The sequence below is a fragment of the Streptomyces sp. SM10 genome, from assembly GCF_002910915.1.
Taxonomy (GTDB): Bacteria; Actinomycetota; Actinomycetes; order Streptomycetales; family Streptomycetaceae; genus Streptomyces.
Genome location: NZ_NEUF01000119.1, coordinates 31,322 through 57,112, shown reverse-complemented (window position 1 = coordinate 57,112; position 25,791 = coordinate 31,322). Strand labels below are relative to the sequence as shown.

Sequence of the window (25,791 nt, the reverse complement as noted above, 5' to 3'; positions counted from 1 at the left end):
GCGGGCCCCTGTCTGGTGGCAGCATGGGGTAGGTGAGCGTTGCTGCCCCCGTAGAGATCGAACGTCCCGAATCGGCCGAGGAGACCTTCGCCGTCCCTGAGCCCGATGTCCCCTGGGTGACTCTGGTGCACAACGACCCGGTCAACCTCATGAGCTATGTGACGTATGTCTTCCAGGCCTACTTCGGCTACTCGAAGGACAAGGCGCACAAGCTGATGCTCGACGTCCATCAGAAGGGCCGCGCGGTCGTCTCCAGCGGCAGCCGCGAGGAGATGGAGCGCGACGTCCAGGCCATGCACGGTTACGGGCTCTGGGCCACGCTGACCCAGGACCGCAACTGACCCACCGCTGCCCCTCCGTCCGACCCACCATCGGAGAATTCATGGCCGGCCACTTCGAGGCCACCCCAGGCGGCGGCGCGTCCGTCGCGCTCGACGAGGTCGAGGTCGCCATCCTGCGCTCCCTCGCCGTCCAGCTGCTCGAACTCATCGGCCCCGGCGACGAACCCGCCGAGGGCGAGGACCCGCTGGCCGCCCTGTTCGCCGAGGGGCCCAGCGAGCCGCCCAGCGATCCCGCCCTGGCCCGGCTCTTCCCCGAGGCCTACGGCGACGAGGACAAGGAGCTGCGCGAGGCGTCCGCCGAATTCCGCCGCTTCACGGAGAACGACCTGCGCACCCGCAAGCGCGAGGACGCCCTCGCCGTCGTCAGGTCGCTGGACGCGCTCTCGCCCGTGGCGGACAGCGGCGCGGTGCTCTCCCTCACCCCCGACGAGTGCCGCCACTGGCTGGGCTCGCTCAACGACCTCCGGCTCACCATCGGCACCCGCCTCGAGGTGTCCGACGAGGACGAGGGGCAGGACGGCTCGCTCTACCGGCTCCCCGACAGCGATCCGCGCAAACCGATGGTCATGGCCTATCTCTGGCTCGGCGCACTCCAGGAGACACTCGTCGAGACACTGATGCCCGACTGAGGCCGGCAGGCCCGGGATGGTCGCTCAACGGATGCTCAAATCCGAATAACGATCCCGTCACCTGAATGGCCTTCTTTGCCGTGCCTGGAAAGGCTTGTCCCTTTTTCCTGTGGCCTGCGCCACATAATGTCCCACGGTGTCACCCGGGGGCCGTGATAGATCTTCACGACCGCCCGGGGACGCCACCCCTGTCCCCGGGGGCGCCACGAGCCGGCCGAACGCCGGCGGCACTCCATCCATATCCGGGGGGATCAGGACCTGATCCGACGCCGACGACGGCGCGGATCGGCGTGGAGAAAGGCGCACCACCATGACATCGGCGCAGGTCGACAACGGGCAGCCGGACGGCCAGGGGGCCGTCGACGCCCCGGCGGGCGAGGGCTACCAGCGTGGCCTGGGGGCCCGCCAGATCCAGATGATCGCCATCGGCGGAGCCATCGGCACCGGGCTCTTCCTCGGCGCGGGCAAGGCCATCGACAGGGCCGGACCCAGCCTCGTCCTGGCGTACGCCATCGCGGGCCTCGTCATCTTCTTCATCATGCGTGCCCTGGGCGAACTCCTCATGTACCGCCCGGTGTCCGGCTCCTTCTCGGAGTACGCGCGTGAATTCCTCGGCCCCTTCTTCGGATTCGTGACCGGCTGGACCTACTGGCTCTTCTGGGTCGTCACCGGAATCACCGAAGTCACCGCCGCGGCCACCTATATGACGTACTGGTGGGACATCCCGCAATGGCTGTCCGCACTGGTCTTCACCGTCATTCTGTACGGCGCCAACCTGATCTCCGTCAAGCTCTTCGGTGAGCTCGAGTTCTGGTTCTCGATGGTCAAGGTCACCGCGATCCTCGGCATGATCCTCATCTGCGCCGGAGTGCTGACCGTCGGCTTCTCCGACGCCGGCGACACCGCGACCGTCTCCAACCTCTGGAACGACGGCGGCTTCTTCCCCCACGGCATCAGCGGCACGCTCATGACGCTCCAGATCGTCATGTTCGCCTTCCTCGCCGTCGAACTCGTCGGCGTCACCGCCGGTGAGTCCAAGGACCCCAAGACCGTCCTGCCCAAGGCCATCAACACCGTGCCGTGGCGCATCGCCGTCTTCTACGTCGGCGCGCTGATCATGATCCTCTCGGTCGTCCCGTGGTCCACCTTCAAGCCCGGCGTCTCCCCGTTCGTCAAGGCCTTCGAGGAGATGGGCCTCGGCATCGGCGCCGCGATCGTCAACTTCGTCGTGCTCACCGCCGCGCTCTCCTCCTGCAACTCCGGCATGTACTCCACCGGACGCATGCTGCGCGACCTCGCGCTCAACGGACAGGGCCCCAGGGCCTTCACCAAGCTCACGAAGAACGGCCTCCCGCTGGTCGGCACCACGTTCTCCGCCGCGCTGATGCTCGCCGGCGTCTGGATCAACTACCAGTGGCCCGGCGACGCGTTCACCTACGTCGTCTCCTTCGCGACGATCTCCGGCATGTGGGCCTGGATCGTGATCCTGATCTGCCAGATCCGCTACCGCGCCAAGGCTGACCGCGGCGTACTGCCCCACTCCAGCTTCAAGGCGCCCGGGGCGCCCTTCAGCAGCTGGTTCTCCCTCGCCTTCATCGGCCTCGTCCTCGTCATGATGGCCATCGACAAGGACGCCAGGATCTCGCTGTACTGCGCACCGCTGTGGGGCCTGATCCTCGGCGTCTCCTACCTGGTGCTCAAGGCCCGCAACCCCGGGAACACCGCCTTCACCAAGCGCTGACCGGCGCCACGGCGCCTCCGGGACACCGGCCGCCCCAACGGCCCTGTCCGGCATACGGGCCTCCGCGTACCACTCCTCGGTACGCGGAGGCCCGTCTGCTTATCCTGGGCGCCATGCTGACCATCACCCAGGCGCTCCACGACCAGATCGTCGCGCACTCCCGCGCCGACCACCCCGACGAGGCGTGCGGCGTCGTCGCCGGCCCCGCCGGCACGGGCCGGGCCGAACGCTTCGTCCCCATGCTCAACGCCGCGCGCTCGCCCACGTTCTACGAGTTCGACTCCGGGGACCTGCTGAAGCTCTACCGCGAGATGGACGACCGCGACGAGGAGCCGGTGATCATCTACCACTCCCACACCGCGACCGAGGCCTACCCCTCCCGCACCGACCTCACCTACGCCAACGAACCCGGTGCCCACTACGTGCTGGTCTCCACCGCCGACACCGACGACGCGGGCCCCTTCCAGTTCCGCTCGTACCGCATCGTGGACGGCGAGATCACCGAGGAAGAGGTCCAGGTCGTCGAGGCCTACCCCCCGTCGGCCTGACCTCCCGGGCGGTTCCGGAGCCTCCGGCTCCGCGGTATGTCCGACTGGTGAACGCTCACCATCCACGATATGGGATCACACTCCGGGTTCCGGGTGGGGAATCGATACGATGAGCGCATGGTTCCCCATGACGTGAGCGACAAGACGCCGGGCATGCTGCTCGTCGCGCGCCTGCACGTCGACCTGTGCAGGCTCTCCAGCGCGATGTGTCCGGCTGCCGCCTGCCCGTGAACCGCCCGGCCTGAGCCGCGGTCCGAGCGCAACCACGTACGCACCACCCCCGCGCGGGGCCACGAACGCGCGCCCCACGCCACCTCCCCGCTTTCGACAGGAGCCCACGCCATGGCCATCGAGGTCCGCATCCCGACCATCCTCCGCACCTACACCGACGGCGCCAAGGCGGTCGAAGGCAGCGGGGAGACCCTCGCCGACCTCCTGACCGACCTGGAGACCCGCCACAACGGCATCCAGGAGCGCATCGTCGACGGCGGCCAGCTGCGCCGCTTCGTGAACGTCTACCTCAACGACGAGGACGTCCGCTTCCTCGACGGCATCTCCACCAAGCTCGCCGACGGCGACAGCATCACCATCCTCCCGGCCGTCGCCGGCGGAATGCGCTGATGCGGTACGACTCCCCGCTGGCGGCCGTGGGCAACACCCCCCTCGTCCGCCTCCCGCGGCTGTCCCCGTCCGAGGACGTCCGGATCTGGGCCAAGCTCGAGGACCGCAACCCCACCGGCTCGATCAAGGACCGCCCCGCGCTCCACATGGTCGAGCAGGCGGAGAAGGACGGCCGCCTCACACCCGGCTGCACCATCCTCGAACCCACCAGCGGCAACACCGGCATCTCGCTCGCCATGGCGGCCAGGCTCAAGGGCTACCGCATCGTGTGCGTCATGCCGGAGAACACCTCGCAGGAACGGCGCGACCTCCTCACCATGTGGGGAGCCGAGATCATCTCCTCGCCCGCCGCCGGCGGCTCCAACACCGCCGTACGCGTCGCCAAGGAGCTCGCCGCCGAGCACCCCGACTGGGTGATGCTCTACCAGTACGGGAACCCGGACAACGCCGGCGCCCACTACGCCACCACCGGCCCGGAGATCCTCGCCGACCTCCCCTCCATCACCCACTTCGTGGCAGGCCTCGGCACCACCGGCACCCTCATGGGCGCAGGCCGCTACCTCCGCGAGAACAAGCCGGACGTCACCGTCGTCGCCGCCGAACCGCGCTACGACGACCTCGTCTACGGCCTGCGCAACCTCGACGAGGGCTTCGTACCCGAGCTCTACGACGCCTCCGTGCTCACCACCCGCTTCTCCGTCGGCTCCGCCGACGCCGTCACCCGCACCCGGGAGCTCCTCCAGCAGGAGGGCATCTTCGCGGGCGTCTCCACCGGCGCCGCACTCCACGCCGCCATCGGCGTCGGCCGCAAGGCCCTCAAGGCGGGAGACTCCGCCGACATCGTCTTCGTCGTCGCGGACGGCGGCTGGAAGTACCTGTCGACCGGCGTCTACACCGCCCCCACGACGGAAGCCGCCATCGAGACCCTGCACGGCCAGCTCTGGGCGTAACACCCCACCGGCCGAGAGCACCGGGAGGCGTGGAGCGGGACACCCGCTCCACGCCTCACGCGCGTTCACTCCGGCCCGCGCACCCGGTCCCACATCCCCGGATCCAGCTCGCCCGCCTTCCGGCGGAACGCCGACACCGCCACGTCCCGCAGCTCGTCCGTCTCCAGGAAGCTCCGCCGCCCCCGCGCGTCACCCACCGCCCCCGCCGGCAGCGCGATCACCCCCGGCCGCTCCTCGTGGTGCTTACTGGTGATCTTGGCGACCACCGCCGTGCCGTCCCGCACCGACAGCACCAGACACGGCCGGTCCTTCGACCCGGGCCCGTCCTCGAACGGCACGTCCGCCCACCAGATCTCACCCGGCCGAGGAGCCCCGTGCGGCCGGCCCCGCTTCCGCTCCGGAGCCCGCCCCGGCGGACGCACCCGCCCACCCGGACGCCGGGGCCCCCGCCCGCCCCGGCCCCGCGCGTCGGAGACCGTCGCCACGAGAGCCAGCAGGACGACGACGGCCGCTGCCACCCACCACCATGTGTTCATCACCCGACCGTACCGGCGACCGGCGGCACCCCGGCCTTCCATCGAACCGGTGACAGCACAGGTGAGTTCCCCCACAACGGCAGGCCCTGGAGGAGCGACCAGTGGTTTCGCGCCTTACGCTCGACGGACCGCACGAACCCTCCCCGTTCCCAGGCCTCGGAGGTTCACGCTCCATGAAGCTCACCGTCGTCGGCTGCTCCGGCTCGTTCCCGTCCGCGGGTTCGGCATGCTCGAGCTACCTCGTAGAGGCCGACGGCTTCCGGCTGCTCCTCGACATGGGCAACGGCGCCCTGGGCGAGCTGCAGCGCCATGTGGGTCTCTACGACCTCGACGCCATCTTCCTCAGCCATCTCCACGCCGATCACTGCATCGACATGTGCGCGTACTTCGTCGTCCGCTACTACCCCTTCGACGGCGGACGCCCCGAGGCCATCCCCGTCTACGGACCCGAGGGCACCGAGCAGCGGCTGACCACGGCCCACGCCGACACCCCGTCCGAACACGCGATGGGCGAGGTCTTCGACTTCCACACGCTGAAGTCAGGCTCCTTCGAGATCGGCCCCTTCTCGGTCCGCACGGAGAAGCTCTGCCACCCCGTCGACACCTTCGGCATCAGGATCGAGCACGACGGGCGCGCCCTCACCTACTCCGGCGACACCGGCACCTGCGAAGCGCTGGACGAACTCGCCGAGGGCGCCGACCTGTTCCTCTGCGAAGCATCGTTCGTCCACGGCAAGGAGGACATCCCGGACCTCCACCTCAACGGCCGCGAAGCGGGCGAGCACGCCGCACGCGCCCGAGCCGGACGCCTCGTCCTCACGCACATCCCGCCGTGGACGGACGCCGAACGCAACCTCGCCGACGCCCGCGAGGTCTACGACGGCCCGGTCGAGCTGGCGGCTCCCGGCGCGGTGTACGAGGTCTAGGAACGCGCGACGGCACGGCGAAGCCCCGTCCTCCACGAGGGGAGGACGGGGCTTCGCCGGCGTACGGGCGGGGGCCGGACTACTTGGCCTCGGCCTTCTGGAGCTCGGCGAGCTCCTCGTCGGACTCGCGGCCCGGCGTCGGAAGGTTGAACTTGATGATCGCGAACCGGAAGACCACGTAGTAGATCGCCGCGAAGCAGAGACCGACCAGGACCAGCATCCACGGCTTCGACGCGATGCCCAGGTTCAGCAGGAAGTCGACGAGGCCGGCCGAGAAGCCGAAGCCGTCCTTCATGCCGAGCGCCCAGGTCAGGGCCATCGAGACACCGGTCAGCACCGCGTGGATCGCGTACAGCACCGGGGCGATGAACATGAACGTGAACTCGATCGGCTCGGTGACGCCCGTGACGAACGAGGTCAGCGCGAGCGAGAACATCATGCCCCCGACGACCTTGCGGCGCTCCGGGCGGGCGCAGTGGACGATCGCGAGGCAGGCCGCCGGAAGGGCGAACATCATGATCGGGAAGAAGCCGGTCATGAACTGGCCGGCGTTCGGGTCACCGGCGAGGAAGCGGGAGATGTCGCCGTGGGCGCCGTTGTACTCGCCCGCCTGGAACCAGGGGAAGGAGTTCAGCAGGTGGTGCATGCCGACCGGGATCAGCGCACGGTTGGCGACACCGAAGATACCCGCGCCGACGGCGCCGGAACCGACCAGCCACTCACCGAAGTTGTGCAGGCCCGCACCGAGCACCGGCCAGATGAGGCCGAAGACGATGCCGATGACCAGACCCGCGAAGGCGGAGAGGATCGGGACCAGGCGGCGGCCGCTGAAGAAGCCCGCCCAGTCGGGCAGCTTCGTCCGGTAGAACTTCTGGTACAGCAGGGCCACGACTATGCCCATCACGACGCCGCCGAGCACGCCGGCGTTGACGGGGGCGTCGTTCATGACGATCTTGCCGTCGGCGACGCTCGCGACCTGCGGCAGGTTGCTGTCCGTGAAGGTGGCGAGCACCTTCTGGAAGACCAGGTAGCCGGTGACCGCGGCGAGAGCCGTGGATCCGTCGGACTTCTTCGCGAAGCCGATGGCGATGCCGACCGCGAACAGCAGGGCCATGTTGTCGAGGATGGCGCCACCACCGGCCGCCATGTAACCGGCCAGCTTCGTGATGACGGTGGGGAACGACTCGCGGCCGAGCATGTCGGCATTGCCGAGCCGGACCAGCAGCGCGGCCGCGGGCAGGACCGCGACCGGCAGCATCAGGCTGCGGCCGATGCGCTGCATGACAGCCATCACGCCGGCGCCCCGCTTCTTCGCGGGGGCCGCCGGAGCGGTGTCCGTACTCATCAACTTCCTCCAGTAGGCAAGGCGCCGCCAGGGACAGGAGTGTGAAGGGCGACGACTCGAGGAACGCGGCGGCAGAGACGGCCGCGTGGTCTGGACCACTCAGTGGTGTAGACCAGTTTTAGCACGGTGAGGGTTAGATAAGGAACCTGCAATTCCTTACGATCTGGGACGTAGTTCCCCCGCCACCCTGGGTGACAGGCGAAGGCCCCCGGACCGAGGGGTCCGAGGGCCTTGCGGAACTGGAGAAGCCTCTACTTCGTGAGGTCCTCCTCCGTCTTCTTCTCCTCCTCCGTGGGCTCGCGCCCCGGGGTCTGGAGGTTGAACTTGGTGATCGCGAACCGGAAGATCACATAGTAGATCACCGCGAAGCAGAGCCCGATCGGGATGATCAGCCACGGCTTCGTGTCCAGGTGCCAGTTGACGACGTAGTCGATCAACCCGGCGGAGAAACTGAACCCCGCGTGCACACCGAACGCCCAGGTGACACCCATCGAGACACCGGTCAGGATCGCGTGCACCCCGTACAGCAGCGGGGCGACGAAGAGGAACGAGAACTCCAGCGGCTCCGTCACCCCCGTCACGAACGACGTCAGCGCCACGGACAGCATCAGCCCGGACACCTCCTTGCGCCGCTCCGGCCGCGCCGTGTGCGCGATAGCCAGCGCGGCCGCCGGCAGGCCGAACATCATGATCGGGAAGAACCCCGAGGTGAACTGCCCCGCCGACGGGTCCCCGGCGAAGAAGCGGGAGATGTCGCCCTGCACGGTGCCGTCCGCACCGGTGAACTCGCCTGCCTGGAACCAGAAGAACGTGTTCAGGAACTGGTGCATGCCGATCGGGATCAGCAACCGGTTCGCGAATCCGAAGATCGCCGCGCCCCACGCCCCCAGGTCGATCAGCTGCTTGGCGAACCACGTCAGCGCATCGCCCACCGGCTGCCACAGCAGGCCGAACAGCGTCCCCAGGATCACGCAGAGGAACGCCATCAGGATCGGGACCAGGCGGCGACCGTTGAAGAAGCCCAGCCAGTCGACCAGCTTCGTGCGGTGGTAACGCTGCCAGACGACGGCGGTCAGCAGGCCGATGATGATGCCGCCCAGGACGCCCGGATTCTGCGGCACCCCGTCGGGGGTGGCCTCGGTGACGGTGTCGTCCACCGGGAACGCCGCCAGCACGCCCCGGTAGACGAGGAAGCCGACGACCGCGGCGAGGGCCGTCGAACCGTCGGCCTTCTTCGCGAACCCGATCGCGACACCGATGCAGAACAGGAGCGGCAGGCCCAGCTCACCGTCGAGGATCGCCGTCCCGCCGTTGAGGAGCACCTTCGCGAACTTGTCCCAGAACGCGCCGTGCAGCGAGGAGTCGAAGAGGTTGCCGAGGCTGACGAGGAGACCCGCCGCGGGCAGGACCGCCACCGGCAACTGCAGACTCCGGCCCACCTTCTGCAGCCCCTGGACCGGCCCGTTCCACCACTTCCTCTGCGGTGCGCTCGCCGCGTTCGAACTCATCGGCATCCTCCCGGAACACGCCAGGTTTGGCGGTCGTTGCAAACTGGTGTAGACCAGTTGCGATACGGTGCGGAGCCCTGCCGAAAGGCGGAGCGCCGGTGATCGTCATCATTGGGGACTGCGCGGATACCCGCCCGTGAAGTTGGGCCAACCGTGCGTTACCGTGACGAAACGGACCCATGGTGGGCCGCCCCACGCACGCACAGACCAGGAGAAGGACATGGCCAGCAAGGCTGAGAAGATCGTCGCCGGGCTCGGCGGCATCGAGAACATCGACGAGATCGAAGGCTGCATCACCCGCCTCCGCACCGAGGTCCACGACCCCAGCAAGGTCGACGAAGCCGCGCTCAAGGCCGCCGGAGCCCACGGCGTCGTCAAGATGGGCACCGCGATCCAGGTCGTCATCGGCACCGACGCCGACCCCATCGCCGCCGACATCGAAGACATGATGTGACCGGCTGACCCCGCCGGCCCACCCAGGTCCCACGCGCAGGCCCCGCTCCGCCCCCGACCGGCACGGAGCGGGGCCTGCCGTGCACCCGGCCCCCGGCCCCCCTGCCGTGCACCCGTCCCCGCACCTGCCGTGCACCCGCCCCGGCACCCGAACGGACCCGGCCGCCCCAGCCGATAGGCTCGACGCCATGTCTCGTATCGACGGCCGCACCCCCGAACAGCTCCGCCCCGTCACCATCGAACGCGGATGGAGCAAGCACGCCGAAGGCTCCGTACTCATCTCCTTCGGCGACACCAGAGTCTTCTGCACCGCCTCCGTCACCGAAGGCGTCCCGCGCTGGCGCAAGGGCAGCGGCGAAGGATGGGTCACCGCCGAGTACTCCATGCTGCCCCGCTCCACCAACACCCGCGGCGACCGCGAATCCGTACGCGGCAAGATCGGCGGCCGCACCCACGAGATCAGCCGCCTCATCGGCCGCTCCCTGCGCGCCGTGATCGACTACAAGGCCCTCGGCGAGAACACGATCGTCCTCGACTGCGACGTCCTCCAGGCCGACGGCGGCACCCGCACCGCAGCCGTCACCGGCGCCTACGTCGCCCTCGCCGACGCCATCGCCTGGGCCCAGGGCAAGAAGAGCATCAAGCACGGCCGCAAGCCCCTCACCGGCACCGTCGCAGCCGTCAGCGTCGGCATCGTCGACGGCATCCCCCTCCTCGACCTCTGCTACGAGGAGGACGTCCGCGCCGACACCGACATGAACGTCGTCTGCACCGGCGACGGCCGCTTCGTCGAGGTCCAGGGCACCGCCGAGGCCGAACCCTTCGACCGCAACGAGCTCAACGCACTCCTCGACCTCGCCACCGCCGGCTGCACCGACCTGGCCAAGCTCCAGGAAGAGGCGCTCGCCCGCACGCTCGGCGAGTAAAGAAGCAACCAAATACGCAGCGCAGAGCGTCGTAACGGGTACGGGCGCACGGGTCGAACCGTGCGCCCGTCCACGTATCCGCCCCGGGGAGGGACCGCACCATGGCCTCGCGCCGCCACCACCGCACCGCACTCGCCGTCACGGCCACACTGCTCACCCTCACCGCAGCCGCCGGCTGCGGCGCCGTCGACAAGGCCCTGGACTGCGTCCGCACCGCCGACGCCATCGCCACCAGCGTCGACAACCTCCAGCAGGCCGTCTCCAACGCCTCCAACGACGTGACCCAGGCCTCCGAATCCCTGGACCAGATCGACAAGGAACTCAAGGACCTCGGCGACACCACGGACGACGCCGACCTCAGCAAGGCCGTCGACGACCTCCAGGCAGGCGTCACCAACGTCCGGAAGTCCATCGAGAGCGGCGACGCCACCCCCGACATCACCCCCGTCACCGACGCCGCCACCGAGATCGGCAAGGTCTGCACCCCCTGACCGGGCGGCGATAATCGACGCATGACGCGCCTGATCCTCGCCACCCGCAACGCCGGGAAAATCACCGAACTCCACGCGATCCTCGCCGACGCGGGCCTCACCCACGACCTCGTCGGCGCGGACGCGTACCCCGACATCCCCGACGTCAAGGAAACCGGCGTCACCTTCGCCGAGAACGCCCTCCTCAAGGCCCACGCCCTGGCCCAGGCCACCGGACACCCGGCCGTCGCCGACGACTCCGGCCTCTGCGTCGACGTACTCGGCGGAGCCCCCGGCATCTTCTCCGCCCGCTGGGCCGGCACCCACGGCGACGACCAGGCCAACCTCGACCTGCTCCTCGCCCAGCTCGGCGACATCTCCGCCCCTCACCGTGGCGCCTACTTCGCCTGCGCCGCCGCCCTGGCCCTGCCGGACGGCACGGAACGCGTGGTCGAGGGCCGCCTCACGGGCACCCTGCGCACGGCCCCGGCCGGCACGCACGGCTTCGGCTACGACCCGATCCTGCAGCCGGACGACGAGACGCGGACCTGCGCGGAGCTCAGCCCGGCGGAGAAGAACGCGATCAGCCACCGCGGCAGGGCGTTCCGGGCGCTGGTGCCGGTGGTGCGGGAGTTGGTGGGGTGACAGCAGTGGGCTCGCCACCTTCGATATGAAGGTGGCGAGCCCACTGACCTGTGGGCCCGGTGGGATTTGAACCCACGACACACCGGTTCTAAGCCGGCGCCCTCTAGCCTGCTGGGGTACGGGCCCGCGTATCGCTACTGTACTGGGTGCGTGTTCGCCGCTTCGAGAAGGTTTCGGTCTGGCTATGACATGACGGACAGAGGTACCGGAGATTTTCGCGGCGATTGTCCAGGTGGTCGCCGCTGATGTGGTCGATCTCCAGCACGAGCCGCTTACCTTGCCATGTGTCGCCGAGGCCACACGCGGAACATGTATGAGGGACTCCGCTGTCATCGAGTGCGCGGCGTAGAAGCGCGGTCCGAGTCCGCGTGGAGCCGGACTTCTTGCGTTGAAGGACCTCGGACGCAGTTTTTCGGCGAGGGGATTTTGTGCCCTTGGTATGCCCCTGCCCGGTGAAGTGGGCGGTTGAGAGGCCGAATTCTTCGATACTCCGCTTCAGGCGGATGCGAGCGCCGCCGTTGTCTGCATCACCGAGGACCTTCAGCACTTCGGCCATGCTCTTGGATTCAGCGACGGCAGAGGTCAGTTCCTGGCGGGACGCGAGAAACGTGCCGTATCCGCGGCCGCTCGTGAAGTGCGACGTATCGATCGACAAGCGGTCGAGCTTCTTCCTGATGTAGTTGTAGGGGCCGTCGCTGGGCGGGACCCCCATGTACTCCAGCATTTCCCTGATGCTGTGTGAGTGGGCGGCGGCCTCCGTGAGGAGTTCCCGCGTGTAGGACCGCCTCTCTCGCTCCGGGAGAGCGGCGTCGACGAAGTGTGAGGTGTCGATGCCATAGTGCTTCAGCCGACCGCTCACATAGCGGAGCGGTCTACTGCCCAGAGGTGCACTCAGTCGGCCGAGCATGTCGACGAGGCTGCTGGAGGCGGCTGCGGTCCGGGTCAGCAAGTCGCGGGGGTACTTGTTCTGGTCGCTCATGCAGGCCTCCGCCGGTTGCGCCCACGATAGGTGTCCGTAACCGCATGGCAGTTGGGGCAGAGCAGGCGCAAGTTGTCCGGGCGGTTGTCCCACCATTGGCCACTCATGTGGTCGACTTCGAGTCGCAGCGGTCTGCCGTTCCACTCTGTGCCGACGCCGCACATGGCGCACGACTCGGCGATGCCGGTCCGGAGCAGCGCCCGGTGCAGCCGGTCGCCAGGAATTCTGCCGTTCGACGGAGAGCCCAGAGTCAGCGGATTGCCCAAGGTTCCCTTGGGTCGACCTCCGGGTGCGCGCACAAAGTGCGACGTGTCGATACGGAGGGCCGCGATCCGGCGGCCGATATGTGCTTGGTTGCCTCCCACGGGGTTGATGCCCAGTCGGCGAACGACTTCCGCCACGCTCTTCGAGCAAGCGACCAACTCGCGCAGCTTCTCCTCTGTGTGGCGCACCCTGGTATCGGCGAAGTGAGAGGTGTCGATCTCGGCTTCGGACATCTTGGTCCGCAGGTAGCGCCTACTTCCTGGTGTCGGTATGCCGCCGCACCATCGCACGGCGTCGTTGCAGTTGGTCGTCTCGCGTGCCGCCTCTTCGAGCAGTTCGCGGGTGTACCGGACTGGCACGTCCCCCTCCGCATCCGGCCGCGCGTTCGCAGCCTCGTACGGAGCAACGAACCGTTAATCGGATGGTCACGTCCGCAATGCGATGAGATGTGGAAGGGCCCGTACCGCTTCGGGAGGAAGCGATACGGGCCCGAGCCGCAAGGGGGGTGCGTCAGAACTTCGGGTCCGGGCTCTGTGCCTGGACCAGTTCGGCGGCTTCCTCCTCGGTCTCCACCGAGGGCGGGGAGCCGGCCAGGGGCTGGTTGGCGGTCTCCTTCATGCAGGCCACCGCGATCACGCCGACCAGGGCCGCCGCCATCGCGTAGTACGCGGGCATGAGGTTCGAGCCCGTCCAGCTGATGAGGGCGGTGATCACCAGCGGGGTCGTGCCGCCGAAGATCGAGGCCGAGAGGTTGTAGCCGACCGACAGGGAGCCGTAGCGGACGTTGGTCGGGAACAGGGCCGGGAGCGCCGCGGACATCGTGCCCAGCATGCAGACCAGCGAGAGGCCCAGCATCAGCATGCCGATGATGATCGCCGGGATGCTGCCCTGGCGGATCAGGAGGAAGGCGGGCAGCGACAGGACCAGGAAGCCGACCATGCCGGTCATCAGTATCGGCTTGCGGCCGAAGTGGTCGGACATCTTGCCGAACTGGCTGATGATCATCATCAGGAAGACCATGACGCCGAGCAGGATGAGCAGGCCGTGGGTCTCGCTGTAGCCGAGCTCGTCCGAGAGGTACGTCGGCATGTACGACAGCAGCATGTAGTCGGTGATGTTGTACGCGCCGACCAGGGCGATGCAGAGGATCAGCGTCGGCCAGTACTGGCGGAAGATCTTGGCGAGGTCGCCCTTGGCGGTGGACTCGACGTGGTCGGCGGCCTCCGTGGCGTGGGCCGTGCCGCCCTCCAGCTTCTGGAAGGCGGGGGTCTCGTCGAGGCGCAGTCGCAGGTAGAGGCCTACGAGGCCGAGGGGTCCGGCGACGAGGAACGGGATGCGCCAGCCCCAGGAGAGCATCTGGCCGTCGTCCAGGAGGGCGTACAGGAGGGTGACGAGGCCGGCCGCGCCGACGTATCCGGCGAGGGTGCCGAATTCGAGGAAGCTGCCGAAGAAGCCGCGGCGCTTGTCGGGGGCGTACTCGGCGATGAAGGTGGAGGCACCGCCGTACTCGCCGCCGGTGGAGAAGCCCTGGAGCATCCGGAAGAAGATCAGCAGGATCGCGGCCCAGACGCCGATGGTGTCGTGGGAGGGGATGAGGCCGATCGCGAAGGTGCCGATCGCCATGAGGATCATGGTGAGGGCGAGGACCTTCTTGCGGCCGATCTTGTCGCCCATGGGGCCGAAGAACATGCCGCCGAGAGGCCGGACGAGGAAGGCCACGGCGAAGGTGGCGAACGACGACAGGAGCTGGGTGGTGTCGTTCGTCGAGGGGAAGAAGACGTCCCCGATGGTGACGGCCAGGTAGGAGTAGATACCGAAGTCGAACCACTCCATGGCGTTACCCAGGGAGGCGGCCTTCACCGCGCGCTTGACCGCCTGGTCGTCGGTGACGGTGATGTCCGTCCGACGGAGCCGGGGGTTCTGGCGCTTCCGGATGGCCCGGAAGAGCGCGGGATGGCGTTTGACCGCATCAGGGTCGGCCGCCTGGTGGGGGTCGGAGGCCGCCATGGCCGGTTCCTTTCGTCGAACGGTGTTCCAGGAAAGGCTTCTGCGCAGTCATGGCGGTTGCAAACCGAATCAACGGCTGATTGCGATCTCGGTCACATCCATTTCGGCCGGGATCGACCGGAACGGGTCAGATGTCGAGATCCTTGATGATCTTGGCAACGTGTCCGGTCGCCTTGACGTTGTAGAGGGCCTTCTCCACCTTGCCCTCTTCGTCGACCACAATCGTGGAGCGGATCACGCCCGTCACCGTTTTGCCGTAGAGCTTCTTCTCCCCGAACGCGCCGTACGCCTCCAGGGTCTCCTTGGAGGGGTCGCCGACCAGGGTGACCTTGAGGTTCTCCTGTTCGCGGAACTTCGCGAGCTTCTCGGGCCTGTCGGGCGACACGCCGATGACGTCGTAGCCGGCTCCGGTGAGGAGGTCCAGGTTGTCCGTGAAGTCGCAGGCCTGCTTGGTGCACCCGGGGGTAAGTGCGGCGGGGTAGAAGTACACGATGACCTTGCGGCCCTTGTGGTCCGCGAGTGAGACCTCCTTGCCGTCGGCGTCCGGAAGGGTGAAGGCGGGGGCGGTGTCGCCGGTCTGGAGTCGCTCGCTCATGTCTCTCCTCGAGTGGCACGTGGGCTGTGTGGCACCGAGCGTAATAGGGGGTGCCGCCGGGTGTGGGGGCGCCCGAGCTGACAGACTGTCGATGAAGGTTTACCCGAGACGACCACGGAGGCGGCGCAGTGTCGGATACGAGGACCCCTGCGCAGATCGAGGCGGACATCATCAGCAGGCGTGCGCAGCTTGCGGTGGTGCTGGACGAGATCGGGGTGCGGGTGCACCCGAAGACGATGATCGGCGACGCGAAGGCGAAGGTCGCGTCGACGGTGGACCGGACGGCGGGGCGTGCGTTCGTCGCCGTGAACCGTTCGGTCTCGGACGTGAAGGCGCAGTTCGTGTCCGAGGACGGTTCGCCGCGGCTGGAGCGGGTGATTCCGGCGGCGCTGGTGGTGGTCGGCGCGGTGGCGCTGCTGACGGTGTCGTCGCGGTCGTCGCGTTCCACCCGCTCTTCCCGGCGCACGAGGCGCTGAGGGCGCGTGCGGGTGTGCCCTGAGGCGTGCCGTTCGGTTCGGGGCAGGTAGGTTTCGGGGCGTGAGCGACAACGGCATGAGCAACACCGACGACAAGCTGCCGATCCGGATGCTGCACGACCGTGTGCTGGTCCGGTCCGATTCGCCCGAGGGTGAGCGTCGGTCGGGTGGCGGCATCCTGATTCCGGCGACGGCCGCGGTCGGCCGGCGTCTGGCGTGGGCCGAGGTGGTCGCGGTCGGTCAGAACGTGCGGACCGTGGAGCCGGGTGACCGGGTGCTGTACGACCCCGAGGACCGTGCGGAGGTCGAGGTGCGGGGTGTGGCGTACGTGCTGATGCGTGAGCGGGACCTGCATGCGGTGGCGGCGGACCGGTTCGAGGGGTCGGTGGATTCGACCGGGTTGTATCTGTAGGCAGGTGTGGGGTGAGTGGGCCTGGTGACGGTTGTCACCAGGCCTTTCTGCTGTGTGTTGCTAGGCTGGTGTGATCCCGACGAGACGCGCCGTACCGGGTTTCCGCAAAGACGACGCATCCGTGTTGTTCGCGTGTTCCGTCGTGGAGGTGCCGTCGTGGCGTGGGTTCTGTTGATCGTCGCCGGCCTGCTGGAAGTGGGCTGGTCGATCGGGATGAAGTACACCGAGGGGTTCACCCGGCTGTGGCCGAGTGTGTTCACGGGCCTGGGGATCGTGGCCAGCATGATGCTGTTGTCGCAGGCGGCGAAGACGTTGCCGATCGGTACGGCGTACGGCGTGTGGGTGGGCATCGGTGCGGCCGGTGCGGCGGTGCTGGGCATGGTGGTGCTGAACGAGCCGGTGACGGCCGCCCGGATCTTCTTCGTCTGTCTGCTGCTGGTGGCGGTGGTGGGGCTGAAGGCGACGTCCGGGCACTGAGTGGTCAGGGGCGGGCGGGGCCGTGGGGGTCCTGTCCGTCCCTGTCGCGCTGGTCGGGGTGGTCGCCGGGGTGGGCGCCGGGCTCTTCGGGTTCCCTGTCGGCGGGCTCGTCGTGGGGGCGCAGGGCGGCGGGTTCCCGGAGTGCGGGGGCGCGCGACGGTGCGTCGGCGGGGGTGGCGGTGCGGGGGTTCCCTGCGGCGGGGGAGGCGTCGGAGGGCGTTTCCGGGGTGCGGGGGCGGTCGGTGCCGTCGCGTTCCTGACGGGGTTCCCCGGTGCCGGGCTCGTCGGTGTCGCTGTCCCGGCGTTCTCCGCCGTCCTCGCGGTTGCGGCGTTCCCTGGACTCTCCGGCTTCCTCGGTGTCGTCGCCTTCGGTGTCCTCGCCCTCGGCGCTCTCGTCCGGGTCGGGTTCTTCGGGGCCTTCGTCGGCCTGGAGGTCGAAGCCCTGTACTTCGCTGCCTTCGAGTGCGGCGCGGGTGTAGGCGGCCCATGTCTGGGCGGGTGCGCCGCCGCCGTTCATGCGGGCGAGGCCGAGTGCGCCGTACAGGGGTTTCTGGACTCCGGTTCTGGGGTCCTGGCCCATGACGGCGATCACGGTGGAGAGGTCGGGGGTGTAGCCGGCGAACCAGGCGGCCTTGTCCTCCTCGGCGGTGCCCGTCTTGCCTGCGGCGGGGCGGCCGGCGGCTCCGGCGGCGGTGCCTGTGCCGCCGTCGACGACGCTGCGCAGCACGGAGGTGGTGGTGTCGGCCGCTTCGCGGCTGATGGCCCGTCGGGTCGTGCGGGTGGGGAGTTCGAGGGCGACGTCGTTCTTGCTGATCCTGGTCACGAGGGTGTGGGGGCGCTGTCTGCCGTGGTCGGCGAGGGTGGCGTAGGCCGCTGCCATGTCGACGACGCTGGCGGTGGCGGGGCCGAGTGCGATGGAGGGGGTGGGGGTGAGGTCGGGGGTGTCCTTGGGGATGCCGAGGGCGATCGCGGTGTCCTTGACCTCGGCGGGGCCGACGTCCTGGGCCATCTGGGCGTAGACGGCGTTGACGGATTTGTCGGTGGCTTCGCGGACGGTGATGGAGCCGTAGTCGACGTCGTCCTCGTTGGCCGGGGAGTAGTCGGTGGGGCCGGTGGAGGCCTGGACGGTGCGTTCGTTGTCGCCGTTGTAGCGGGTGTTGGGGGTGATGGGGCGGTCCTTCTGGGTGGTGGACCCGTTGGCGAGGGCTGCGGCGAGGACGAACGGTTTGAAGGTGGATCCGACCTGGTAGTCGCGGCGGGTGGCGTTGTTGACGAACTGTTTCGTGTAGTCGATCCCGCCGTAGAGGGCGACGACGTGGCCGGTGGCGGGGTCGATGGAGGCGCCGCCCGCGCGGACGTTGCGGTCGGCCTCGCGGCCGTCGCTGGTCTTGGAGAGGACGTTCTCCTTGACCGCGTCGACGAGGGCGTGCTGCTTCTTCTTCTGGAGTGTGGTGGTGATGCGGTAGCCGCCGGTGGCGAGGGTCTTCTCGTCGATGATCTTGTTGTCGGCGAGGTAGTCCTCGACGGTGTTGACGATGTAGCCGCGCTGGCCGGAGAGTGCGGTGGCGGGCTTGGCCTCGTCGGGGACGGGGAAGGTCATGTCCTTCCGGTCGGCCTCGGTGAGCCAGTGGTGCTTGACCATGCCGTCGAGTACGTAGTCCCAGCGGGCGAGCACGGCCTTCTTGTTCTCGGGGTGGGCGACGACGTCGTAGGAGCTGGGGGCGTTGAGGAGGGAGGCGAGGTAGGCGCCTTCGCCGGCGTCGAGGTCTTCGACGTCCTTGCCGTAGTAGGCGTGGGAGGCGGCCTGGATGCCGTAGGCGTTGCGGCCGAAGTAGCTGGTGTTGAGGTAGCCCTCGAGGATCTCGTCCTTGCTCTGTTCGCGGTCGAGCTTGATCGAGATGAAGAATTCCTTGGCCTTGCGGACGACGGTCTGTTCCTGGCCGAGGTAGTAGTTCTTGACGTACTGCTGGGTGATGGTGGAGCCGCCCTGCCTGCCCTTGCCGGTGGCGGTGTTCCAGCCGGCGCGGAGGGTGGCCTTGATGTCGATGGCGTCCTCGGAGTAGAAGTCCCGGTCCTCGGCGGCGAGTACGGCGTGCTGGATGGTGCGGGGGATGCGGCGGAGGGGGATGTTCTCGCGGTTGATCTCGCCGTCGCGGGCGATGACGGTGCCGTCCGTGTAGAGGTAGACGTTGGACTGGGCGGTCGCGCTGGCGTTGGCGGCGGGGATGTCGATGAGCTGGTAGCCGGCGATGAATCCGCCGACGAGGAGCAGGGCGAGGAGGAGTACGCCGCCGAGGGTCATGCGCCAGGTGGGGAGGGCGCGGCGCCAGCCGGTGCGCTTGGGCCGCTTGGGGCGTTTCGTGCGCCCCTTGGGGTCTTGTGCGCCGTTCGGGTGCTGCGTGTCGGCGGAGGGGGTCGCGGCCGAGAGGTCTCGGGGGGCCCAGCCCCAGGAGCCCTGTGTACCAGGGTCTCCGCCGTGCTGCGGTGGCTCGTGGCTCATGACTGTGGAGGCTCCTCGACTGCGGATGATTTTCCTATAGTGCACTTTTCGGACGGATAACCCTCGGAACCCTCCGTGGAAATGGGGTCGCGGCGGCCGAATGCCGTGCACTAGGGTCGTGCGCTTTGGCGGAGGAGGGCGGGGTGCGGCTCTATGCCGTGGTGGCGGCGGGTGGGTTCCGGCGGTATGCCACCTATCGGGTGGCGACGCTCGCGGGGGTGTTCACCAACACCGTCTTCGGTTTCATCATGGCGTACACCTACATCGCCCTGTGGGACGAGCGTCCGCACCTCGGCGGGTACGACATGGAGCAGGCGCTGACCTACGTGTGGCTGGGTCAGGCCCTGCTGATGACCTGCGCGATGATGGGCGGCGGCTTCGAGGACGAGCTGATGGAGCGCATCCGCACGGGGGACATCGCGGTCGATCTGTACCGGCCCGCGGATCTGCAGCTGTGGTGGCTGGCGGGGGACCTGGGCCGGGCGGCGTTCCATCTGCTGGGGCGCGGGATCGTGCCGATGGCGCTGGGGGCCCTGGCCTTCGATCTGGCGCTGCCGGTCTCGCCCTGGACGTGGCTGGCCTTCCTTGTCTCCGTGGTGCTCGGGGTGGTGGTGAGTTTCGCGGTGCGTTTCCTGGTGGCGCTGACGGCCTTCTGGCTGATGGACGGAGCGGGGGCGATGCAGATCGCCTGGCTGGCAGGGCTGTTCTTCTCCGGGATGCTGCTGCCGCTGAACCTGTTCCCGGGGCTGCTGGGCGAGGTGGCGCGGGCGTTGCCGTGGTCGTCGCTGCTGCAGGTGCCGGCCGATGTGTTCCTCGGGACGTACGCGGGCTGGGATCTGCTGGGTGCGTACGCCTTCCAGGCCGGCTGGGCGGTGGCGTTGCTGCTGGCGGGGCGGCTGCTCCAGTCGGTGGCGACCAGGAGGGTGGTGGTTCAGGGTGGCTGAGGTCCGGACGGGGCGGACGGCCGCGGTGGAGACCGGGACGGTGTTCGCCGAGCGGTCGCGGCTGGTCGAGGGGGTGCGGGCGTACGGGCTGATCGTGGCGATGTGGCTGCGCTCGACGATGGCCTACCGGGCGTCGTTCGTGATGACGGCCGTCGGGAACTTCGTCGCGACGGGGTTCGACTTCGTCACGATCCTGCTGATGTTCTCGCACGTGGACGTGCTGGGCGGGTTCACGCTGCCGGAGGTCGCCCTGCTGTACGGCACGTCGGCGACCGCGTTCGGGCTCAGCGACCTGGTGCTGGGGTCGATGGACCGGCTGGGGCGGCGGGTGCGGGACGGGACGCTGGACACGCTGCTGGTGCGGCCCGTCCCGGTGCTGGCGCAGGTGGCGGCGGACCGGTTCGCGCTGCGCAGGCTGGGGCGGATCACGCAGGGGCTGCTGGTGCTGGGCTATGCGCTGACGGCGCTGGACATCGCGTGGACCCCGCTGAAGGTGGTGATGCTCCCGCTGACGGTGCTGAGCGGGGCGGCGATCTTCGGGGCGGTGTTCGTGGTGGGTGCGGCGTTCCAGTTCTGGGCGCAGGACGCCTCGGAGGTGCAGAACGCGTTCACGTACGGCGGGACGACGCTGCTGCAGTATCCGCCGTCGGTCTTCGCGAAGGACCTGGTGCGCGGGGTGACGTTCGTGGTGCCGCTGGCGTTCGTGAGCTGGCTGCCCGCCCTGTACGTGATGGGCCGGGACTATCCGCTGGAGCTGCCGGGGTGGGTGGCGTTCCTGTCGCCGGTGGTGGCGGTGGGGTGCTGGGTGCTCGCAGGGGCGGCGTGGCGTGTGGGGCTGCGGGCGTACCGCAGTACGGGAAGCTGAGGAGTGGGCGTGGACGACATGGACTTCATCGAGCTCGACGGCGTCGAGAAGGTCTTCGACGTGCGCCGCAAGACGGGCTTCATGCGGCGTGAACGGCGTGAGGTCCGGGCGGTGGACGGGATCAGCTTCCGGGTGCCGCGCGGGGAGATGGTCGGCTACATCGGCCCGAACGGGGCGGGCAAGTCGACGACGATCAAGATGCTGACGGGGATTCTCACGCCGAGCGGTGGCCGGCTGCGGGTCGCGGGGATCGACCCTTCCCGGGAGCGTACGCGGCTGGCGCACCGGATCGGTGTGGTGTTCGGGCAGCGTACGACGCTGTGGTGGGACCTGCCGCTGCGTGACTCGTACCGCCTGATGCACCGGATGTACCGGATCCCGGACGCCCGCTTCCGGGAGAACCTGGACCGGTGCGTCGAACTCCTCGATCTGGGGGCGCTGCTGGAGGTGCCGGTGCGGCAGCTGTCGCTGGGGCAGCGGATGCGGGGGGACATCGCGGCGGCGCTGCTGCACGATCCGGAGGTGCTGTATCTGGACGAGCCGACGATCGGCCTGGACGTGGTGTCCAAGGCCAGGGTGCGGGGGTTCCTGAAGGACCTGAACGCGGAGCGGTCGACGACGGTGCTGCTGACCACGCACGATCTGACGGACATCGAGCAGCTGTGCAAGCGGGTGATGGTGATCGACCACGGACGTCTGGTGTACGACGGCGCGCTGGCCGGGCTGCACGAGGTGGGGGAGAGCGAGCGCACGCTCGTGGTGGACCTGGAGCGGGAGCTGCCCCCGATCGAGCTGGGGTCGGAGCCTTCGGTGCGGGTGGTGAAGGTGGAGGGGCCCCGGCAGTGGCTGGCGTTCCCGGCGGCGGCCTCGGCGGCGCCGCTGGTGGCGCGGATCGCGGCGGACTACCCGCTGGTCGACCTGTCGGTGCGGGAGCCGGACATCGAGTCCGTCATCGCGAGGATGTACGTGTCGGATTCCACCGCCTAGGCCGTCCGGTGAACCCTCTATAGGGTGCCGGTATGACAAGTGAGAACCCGGACATGCGTGCCTCCGACGCGGAACGCGAGCGGGTCGCCGAGACCCTGCGGGAGGCGGTGGCCGAGGGCCGGCTGGAGATGGACGAGTTCGAGCAGCGGCTCGACGCGACGTTCAAGGCGCGTACGCACGGGGAGTTGGTGCCTCTGGTGCGCGACCTGCCGGCCCCGGGCGGGAGTGCCGCGCCGGTGGCCGGGGCGGTGGCCGGGCGGAAGGGCTCGTCCGCGGACTGGCCGGCGCGGATCGGTGGCCACGCGACGTCGACGGGGGCGTTCGCCTTCTGGGGCGGGTTCAGCCGCAAGGGCCGCTGGACGGTGGGGCCGAAGTTCACCGCGTTCGCGGTGTGGGGCGGTGGCGAGATCGATCTGCGCGAGGCCCACTTCGCGGAGCGCGAGGTCGTGATCCGCTGCTTCACGATCATGGGCGGGATGCAGGTGACGGTGCCCCCGGACCTCAACGTCGAGGTCAACGGGATCGGCATCATGGGCGGGTTCGGCGAGCACTCCAAGCACGACGAGGAGCCGGAGCCGGATCCGCACTCCCCGCGGGTGAGGATCACCGGGTTCGCGCTGATGGGCGGGATCGGGGTGGAGCGCAAGCGGAGCAAGGCGGAGAAGCGGCGGCTCCAGGAGGAGCAGGTGCGGCGGCTCGCGCAACCGGAACCGGGGGACGGGCCGGGGCGCAAGGAGCTCGGCTGAGGCGGCGGTCCGTGCGGACCGCCCGCCTCGCGCCCGGCCGTCCGGGCCGGAATCAGAAGGCGTCGGCCTTGGGCGTCCCGTCCACCGCGGCGAGAGTGATGGTGCGGCCCAGGGTGCGGTAGCCGGCGTCGTTGAAGTGCAGCCGGTCGCCCGAGTCGTACTCGGGCAGGACCCGGTTGGGCGCGTAGGGGTCGCGTACGGCCCGGTCGAAGTCGACGTACGCGTCGAAGACCCGGCCGGAGCGGATCTCCTCGTTGACGGCCAGGCGCACGTCGTTGCGTTCGGGTGTCCAGGTGGCGTAGCCCTGGAAGGGCGTCAGGGTCGCTCCGACGACCCGCAGCCCCTGGGCGTGGGCGCGCTCGGTGAGGGCGCGCAGCCCGGCGGTGATGCGACGGGGGTCCGGCTCCTGGGGGAACTGCTGCACGTCGTTGATGCCGAGGGCGATGATGACGGTCTTCGCTCCGGCGACGGACAGCACGTCGCGGTCGAAGCGGTGGGTCGCGCTCTGCCCGCCGAGGTGCTGCACACCGCCCAGGGAGAGCGGGCTGTCGATCAGGAGGCGGTTGCCGGCTATGCCCTGGTTGGCGATCCCGTAGAGGTGCCGCAGCCGGTCGGAGAGGACGTCCGGCCAGCGGGTGTTGGCGTCGGTGGTGGAGCCGCTGCCCGCGGTGAGGGAGTCGCCGATGACGACGATCGCCCCGGGCGACGTCTTGTTGCGGATGTCGACGGCCGTCAGGTAGCGCCAGCGGGTGGTGCTCCAGGTGGCGTGGTCGTCGGCCAGGAACGACGTCTGGTGGGTGTTGGAGTGCTGGGTGACCGGACCGGCGGCGTACGGGGTGCGGAGGGTGACCTCCAGGTCGGTGTCGGGTGCGACGGGGACGACGACCGGGTCGCTGACGACCTGTCGGCCCGCGGCGACGGTGACGGTGGGCAGACCCTGGAAGGTGACCCGGCGGGTGTTGACGGTGGCCTGGTCGATCACGAGCGGGGTGGCGCCGAAGAGGTTGGACAGCGTGATGCGGGCCGCGTCACCACCGACGCTGGTGTGCACGATGTTGCGGATGGTGCGGCCGGGGTAGCCCTGTGCGGAGTTCGGCTCGGCGCTGACGGGGGCCGCGGTCCAGGTGGCGACCCAGGTGCCCGCGGAGTTGGCCGGTGCGGCGGGGTTGCGGGCCGCCGTGTGGCTCTGCGAGCCGCTGAGCGGTGTCTGCCGCTCCTCGGTGAGCAGCGTCGTGCCGAACGCTACGGCGGTGGCGAGCGTGGCGGTGCCTGCTGCGAGGGCGATGAGCAGGGCATACCCCTGGCGCCTGGGCATCTGCGGTGTTTCTCCTTGCGGGTTCGGGCCCGTTGTTCGGGTTGCTCTCATGATGCGACAGGCCCTGGGGAACTCGACGTGCACCCCGGGAGTAGGGGAGGTAGGGACAATGCGTACGGCACGGCGTGAGGCGTACGCGGACGGGTGGAGCGGATGGAACAGGACGCGGGACAGGGAACGGGATCCGGGCCTGAGGGCCGTGGGTCCGGGCGGCCGGGCATCGGGGCCGCGCCGGCCGGGAAGCCGGCGACTTCCGGCGGGCGGCCGAGGCCCTCGCTCGGCGGGTTCGCGTACACCGCCGCCGATGAGGAGAAGCGGCGCGGTGTGCGCCGCATGAAGACCACCGCCACAGGTCTGCTCCTGCTCGTCGCTCTCGTGTACGTTCTCGCCACCTGGGCGGAGAACGCGGGTGTGGGCGGCTGGCCGGGCTACGTCGCAGCGGCTGCCGAGGCGGGGATGGTCGGTGCGCTGGCGGACTGGTTCGCCGTCACGGCGCTCTTCCGGCGCCCGCTCGGTCTGCCCATTCCGCACACCGCCATCATTCCCACCAAGAAGGACCAGTTGGGGGCCTCACTCGGTTCCTTCGTCGGCGAGAATTTTCTCTCCGGGGACGTCGTTCGTGACCGAATTCACGCTCTGGGCGTCGGTTCGCGCCTCGGGGCGTGGCTGGCGGAGCCCGAGCACGCGGACCGGGTCACCGCCGAGCTGGCGACCGCGCTGCGCGGTGCGCTGACCGTGCTGCGGGACTCCGACGTGCAGGCGGTGGTCGGGGAGGCGATCACCCGGCGGGCGGACGCGGCGGAAGTCGGCCCGGGGATAGGCAAGATGCTGGAGCGGATCGTCGCGGACGGCGGGCACCGCAGGGTGGTCGACCTGGTCTGCGTGCGGGCGCACGACTGGCTGGTCCTGCACGGTGACTCCGTCATGGACGCGGTGCAGGGCGGGGCACCCGGCTGGACGCCGCGGTTCGTGGACAAGCGGGTGGGCGAGCGGGTCTACAAGGAGCTTCTGCGCTTCGTCACGGAGATGCGTGACATGCCGGGCCATCCGGCGCGCGGTTCGATCGACACGTTCCTGACGGACTTCGCCGCCGACCTCCAGACGGACTCGGACACCCGGGCCAGGGTGGAGCGGCTGAAGTCGGAGATCCTGGGGCGCGGTGAGGTCCAGGACGTCATCGCCTCCGCCTGGTCCTCCGTCCGCACGATGATCATCGCGGCGGCCGAGGACGAGCGGAGCGAGCTGCGGCTGCGGGCCCGGGCCTCGCTGATGTCGCTGGGCGCCAGGCTGTCCACGGACGAGCGGCTGCAGGCCAAGCTGGAGGGCTGGCTGGAGGACGCGGCGGCGTATGTCGTCACGACGTACCGGACGGAGATCACTTCACTGATCAGCGACACGGTGGCCGGCTGGGACGCGGACCAGACGTCGAAGAAGATCGAGGCGCACATCGGCCGCGACCTGCAGTTCATCCGGATCAACGGCACGGTGGTGGGCGCGCTGGCCGGCCTGGCGATCCACTCGGTGTCCCACGCGCTGGGAGGCTGACCGGGGACGTGCCCGTCCTGTCGTCCGGGCACGTCCCCGG

At 69.2% G+C, this 25,791-nt stretch carries 29 protein-coding genes, 1 tRNA gene and 1 riboswitch; of the genes, 20 read left to right on the top strand and 10 right to left on the bottom strand.

Annotation, left to right across the window (positions count from 1 at the left end):
* Positions 1-32: 32 nt before the first annotated feature.
* The 7 genes from clpS (at position 33) to B9S57_RS18640 (ending at position 4,830) form a co-directional block, all read left to right on the top strand.
* A complete protein-coding gene (clpS, locus tag B9S57_RS18675; RefSeq protein ID WP_031100168.1) occupies positions 33-341 on the top strand; it encodes an ATP-dependent Clp protease adapter ClpS in 309 nt (102 codons plus the stop codon).
* A gap of 41 nt (positions 342-382) precedes the next feature.
* Positions 383-970, top strand: coding sequence for a DUF2017 domain-containing protein (locus tag B9S57_RS18670; RefSeq protein WP_103516703.1), 588 nt, complete (start codon positions 383-385; stop codon positions 968-970).
* Positions 971-1,280: 310 nt separating this feature from the next.
* Positions 1,281-2,711 (top strand): amino acid permease, encoded by a 1,431-nt coding sequence (locus B9S57_RS18660; protein ID WP_103516702.1) that lies wholly within the window; start codon positions 1,281-1,283, stop codon positions 2,709-2,711.
* A gap of 113 nt (positions 2,712-2,824) precedes the next feature.
* Complete coding sequence (locus B9S57_RS18655) at positions 2,825-3,259, top strand: Mov34/MPN/PAD-1 family protein (protein ID WP_103516701.1); 435 nt, start codon at positions 2,825-2,827, stop codon at positions 3,257-3,259.
* Between the two features lie 117 nt (positions 3,260-3,376).
* Entirely contained in the window at positions 3,377-3,490 is a 114-nt protein-coding gene (locus tag B9S57_RS36405) for a putative leader peptide (RefSeq protein ID WP_015577357.1), read from the top strand.
* A gap of 111 nt (positions 3,491-3,601) precedes the next feature.
* Complete coding sequence (locus B9S57_RS18645; protein WP_103516699.1) at positions 3,602-3,880, top strand: MoaD/ThiS family protein; 279 nt, start codon at positions 3,602-3,604, stop codon at positions 3,878-3,880.
* Positions 3,880-4,830: a PLP-dependent cysteine synthase family protein gene (locus tag B9S57_RS18640; protein ID WP_103516698.1), complete on the top strand. Its 951-nt coding sequence runs from the start codon at positions 3,880-3,882 to the stop codon at positions 4,828-4,830. Before B9S57_RS18645 ends, B9S57_RS18640 begins: the two co-directional genes overlap by 1 nt.
* 65 nt (positions 4,831-4,895) lie before the next feature.
* On the opposite strand, the gene B9S57_RS18635 is transcribed toward B9S57_RS18640, so the two are convergent.
* Entirely contained in the window at positions 4,896-5,366 is a 471-nt protein-coding gene (locus B9S57_RS18635; protein WP_103516713.1) for a type II toxin-antitoxin system PemK/MazF family toxin, read from the bottom strand.
* A gap of 173 nt (positions 5,367-5,539) precedes the next feature.
* Here B9S57_RS18635 and B9S57_RS18630 point away from each other — a divergent pair, with 173 nt between their 5' ends.
* Positions 5,540-6,292: an MBL fold metallo-hydrolase gene (locus B9S57_RS18630; RefSeq protein WP_103516697.1), complete on the top strand. Its 753-nt coding sequence runs from the start codon at positions 5,540-5,542 to the stop codon at positions 6,290-6,292.
* A 79-nt stretch (positions 6,293-6,371) separates the two neighbouring features.
* Here B9S57_RS18630 and B9S57_RS18625 read toward each other — a convergent pair whose 3' ends face one another.
* Positions 6,372-7,637 carry a PTS transporter subunit EIIC gene (locus tag B9S57_RS18625; protein ID WP_103516696.1) on the bottom strand — a complete coding sequence of 422 codons (1,266 nt, stop codon included), beginning with the start codon at positions 7,635-7,637 and terminating at the stop codon, positions 6,372-6,374.
* 251 nt (positions 7,638-7,888) lie between these two features.
* A complete protein-coding gene (locus tag B9S57_RS18620) occupies positions 7,889-9,145 on the bottom strand; it encodes a PTS transporter subunit EIIC (protein WP_103516695.1) in 1,257 nt (418 codons plus the stop codon).
* Positions 9,146-9,365: 220 nt separating this feature from the next.
* Here B9S57_RS18620 and B9S57_RS18615 point away from each other — a divergent pair, with 220 nt between their 5' ends.
* The 4 genes from B9S57_RS18615 to rdgB all read left to right on the top strand — a co-directional run bounded on the left by B9S57_RS18615 (position 9,366) and on the right by rdgB (position 11,639).
* On the top strand, positions 9,366-9,599 hold the full coding sequence (locus tag B9S57_RS18615) for a glucose PTS transporter subunit EIIB (RefSeq protein WP_014156020.1): 234 nt from the start codon (positions 9,366-9,368) through the stop codon (positions 9,597-9,599).
* 187 nt (positions 9,600-9,786) lie between these two features.
* Complete coding sequence (gene rph / locus B9S57_RS18610) at positions 9,787-10,524, top strand: ribonuclease PH (RefSeq protein WP_103516694.1); 738 nt, start codon at positions 9,787-9,789, stop codon at positions 10,522-10,524.
* Positions 10,525-10,625: 101 nt separating this feature from the next.
* A complete protein-coding gene (locus B9S57_RS18605; RefSeq protein ID WP_103516693.1) occupies positions 10,626-11,015 on the top strand; it encodes a hypothetical protein in 390 nt (129 codons plus the stop codon).
* A gap of 21 nt (positions 11,016-11,036) precedes the next feature.
* On the top strand, positions 11,037-11,639 hold the full coding sequence (rdgB, locus tag B9S57_RS18600) for an RdgB/HAM1 family non-canonical purine NTP pyrophosphatase (protein ID WP_103516692.1): 603 nt from the start codon (positions 11,037-11,039) through the stop codon (positions 11,637-11,639).
* 51 nt (positions 11,640-11,690) lie between these two features.
* Here the strand turns inward: rdgB and B9S57_RS18595 are convergent.
* From B9S57_RS18595 to bcp, 5 genes are all read right to left on the bottom strand, one after another.
* Positions 11,691-11,765, bottom strand: a tRNA-Leu gene (locus B9S57_RS18595).
* The gene (locus B9S57_RS18590; protein WP_103516691.1) at positions 11,743-12,618 is read right to left on the bottom strand and encodes an HNH endonuclease; all 876 of its coding nucleotides are present in this window, start codon (positions 12,616-12,618) and stop codon (positions 11,743-11,745) included. Before B9S57_RS18590 ends, B9S57_RS18595 begins: the two co-directional genes overlap by 23 nt.
* On the bottom strand, positions 12,615-13,241 hold the full coding sequence (locus tag B9S57_RS18585) for an HNH endonuclease signature motif containing protein (RefSeq protein WP_103516690.1): 627 nt from the start codon (positions 13,239-13,241) through the stop codon (positions 12,615-12,617). The genes B9S57_RS18590 and B9S57_RS18585 overlap by 4 nt, the downstream gene beginning before the upstream one ends.
* A 151-nt stretch (positions 13,242-13,392) precedes the next feature.
* Positions 13,393-14,889, bottom strand: coding sequence for a glycine betaine/L-proline transporter ProP (gene proP, locus B9S57_RS18580; RefSeq protein ID WP_103516689.1), 1,497 nt, complete (start codon positions 14,887-14,889; stop codon positions 13,393-13,395).
* 127 nt (positions 14,890-15,016) lie between these two features.
* Positions 15,017-15,484 carry a thioredoxin-dependent thiol peroxidase gene (gene bcp / locus B9S57_RS18575; RefSeq protein ID WP_103516688.1) on the bottom strand — a complete coding sequence of 156 codons (468 nt, stop codon included), beginning with the start codon at positions 15,482-15,484 and terminating at the stop codon, positions 15,017-15,019.
* A 128-nt stretch (positions 15,485-15,612) separates the two neighbouring features.
* Here bcp and B9S57_RS18570 point away from each other — a divergent pair, with 128 nt between their 5' ends.
* The 3 genes from B9S57_RS18570 to B9S57_RS18560 all read left to right on the top strand — a co-directional run bounded on the left by B9S57_RS18570 (position 15,613) and on the right by B9S57_RS18560 (position 16,849).
* Positions 15,613-15,960: a DUF3618 domain-containing protein gene (locus B9S57_RS18570; RefSeq protein WP_103516687.1), complete on the top strand. Its 348-nt coding sequence runs from the start codon at positions 15,613-15,615 to the stop codon at positions 15,958-15,960.
* 76 nt (positions 15,961-16,036) lie between these two features.
* Positions 16,037-16,372 (top strand): co-chaperone GroES, encoded by a 336-nt coding sequence (locus tag B9S57_RS18565; protein ID WP_099173024.1) that lies wholly within the window; start codon positions 16,037-16,039, stop codon positions 16,370-16,372.
* A gap of 53 nt (positions 16,373-16,425) precedes the next feature.
* A riboswitch (guanidine-III (ykkC-III) riboswitch) is annotated at positions 16,426-16,492 on the top strand.
* 36 nt (positions 16,493-16,528) lie between these two features.
* Positions 16,529-16,849, top strand: coding sequence for a multidrug efflux SMR transporter (locus B9S57_RS18560; protein ID WP_014156030.1), 321 nt, complete (start codon positions 16,529-16,531; stop codon positions 16,847-16,849).
* A 4-nt stretch (positions 16,850-16,853) separates the two neighbouring features.
* On the opposite strand, the gene B9S57_RS18555 is transcribed toward B9S57_RS18560, so the two are convergent.
* Positions 16,854-19,349 carry a transglycosylase domain-containing protein gene (locus B9S57_RS18555; protein WP_103516686.1) on the bottom strand — a complete coding sequence of 832 codons (2,496 nt, stop codon included), beginning with the start codon at positions 19,347-19,349 and terminating at the stop codon, positions 16,854-16,856.
* A 143-nt stretch (positions 19,350-19,492) separates the two neighbouring features.
* Here B9S57_RS18555 and B9S57_RS18550 point away from each other — a divergent pair, with 143 nt between their 5' ends.
* Genes B9S57_RS18550 through B9S57_RS18535 form a run of 4 tightly spaced genes read left to right on the top strand, consistent with a single transcriptional unit; the run spans position 19,493 to position 22,891 of the window.
* A complete protein-coding gene (locus tag B9S57_RS18550) occupies positions 19,493-20,293 on the top strand; it encodes an ABC-2 family transporter protein (protein WP_103516685.1) in 801 nt (266 codons plus the stop codon).
* Positions 20,286-21,158, top strand: coding sequence for an ABC transporter permease (locus B9S57_RS18545; protein WP_181011390.1), 873 nt, complete (start codon positions 20,286-20,288; stop codon positions 21,156-21,158). Before B9S57_RS18550 ends, B9S57_RS18545 begins: the two co-directional genes overlap by 8 nt.
* Positions 21,159-21,176: 18 nt before the next feature.
* Positions 21,177-22,145: an ATP-binding cassette domain-containing protein gene (locus B9S57_RS18540; RefSeq protein ID WP_103516711.1), complete on the top strand. Its 969-nt coding sequence runs from the start codon at positions 21,177-21,179 to the stop codon at positions 22,143-22,145.
* A gap of 53 nt (positions 22,146-22,198) precedes the next feature.
* Complete coding sequence (locus B9S57_RS18535; protein WP_181011392.1) at positions 22,199-22,891, top strand: DUF1707 domain-containing protein; 693 nt, start codon at positions 22,199-22,201, stop codon at positions 22,889-22,891.
* A 52-nt stretch (positions 22,892-22,943) separates the two neighbouring features.
* On the opposite strand, the gene B9S57_RS18530 is transcribed toward B9S57_RS18535, so the two are convergent.
* Positions 22,944-24,206: an SGNH/GDSL hydrolase family protein gene (locus B9S57_RS18530; protein ID WP_103516683.1), complete on the bottom strand. Its 1,263-nt coding sequence runs from the start codon at positions 24,204-24,206 to the stop codon at positions 22,944-22,946.
* A 153-nt stretch (positions 24,207-24,359) separates the two neighbouring features.
* Between B9S57_RS18530 and B9S57_RS18525 the strand changes: the two genes are divergently transcribed.
* Entirely contained in the window at positions 24,360-25,751 is a 1,392-nt protein-coding gene (locus B9S57_RS18525) for a DUF445 domain-containing protein (RefSeq protein WP_103516682.1), read from the top strand.
* The last annotated feature ends 40 nt before the right edge of the window (positions 25,752-25,791 follow it).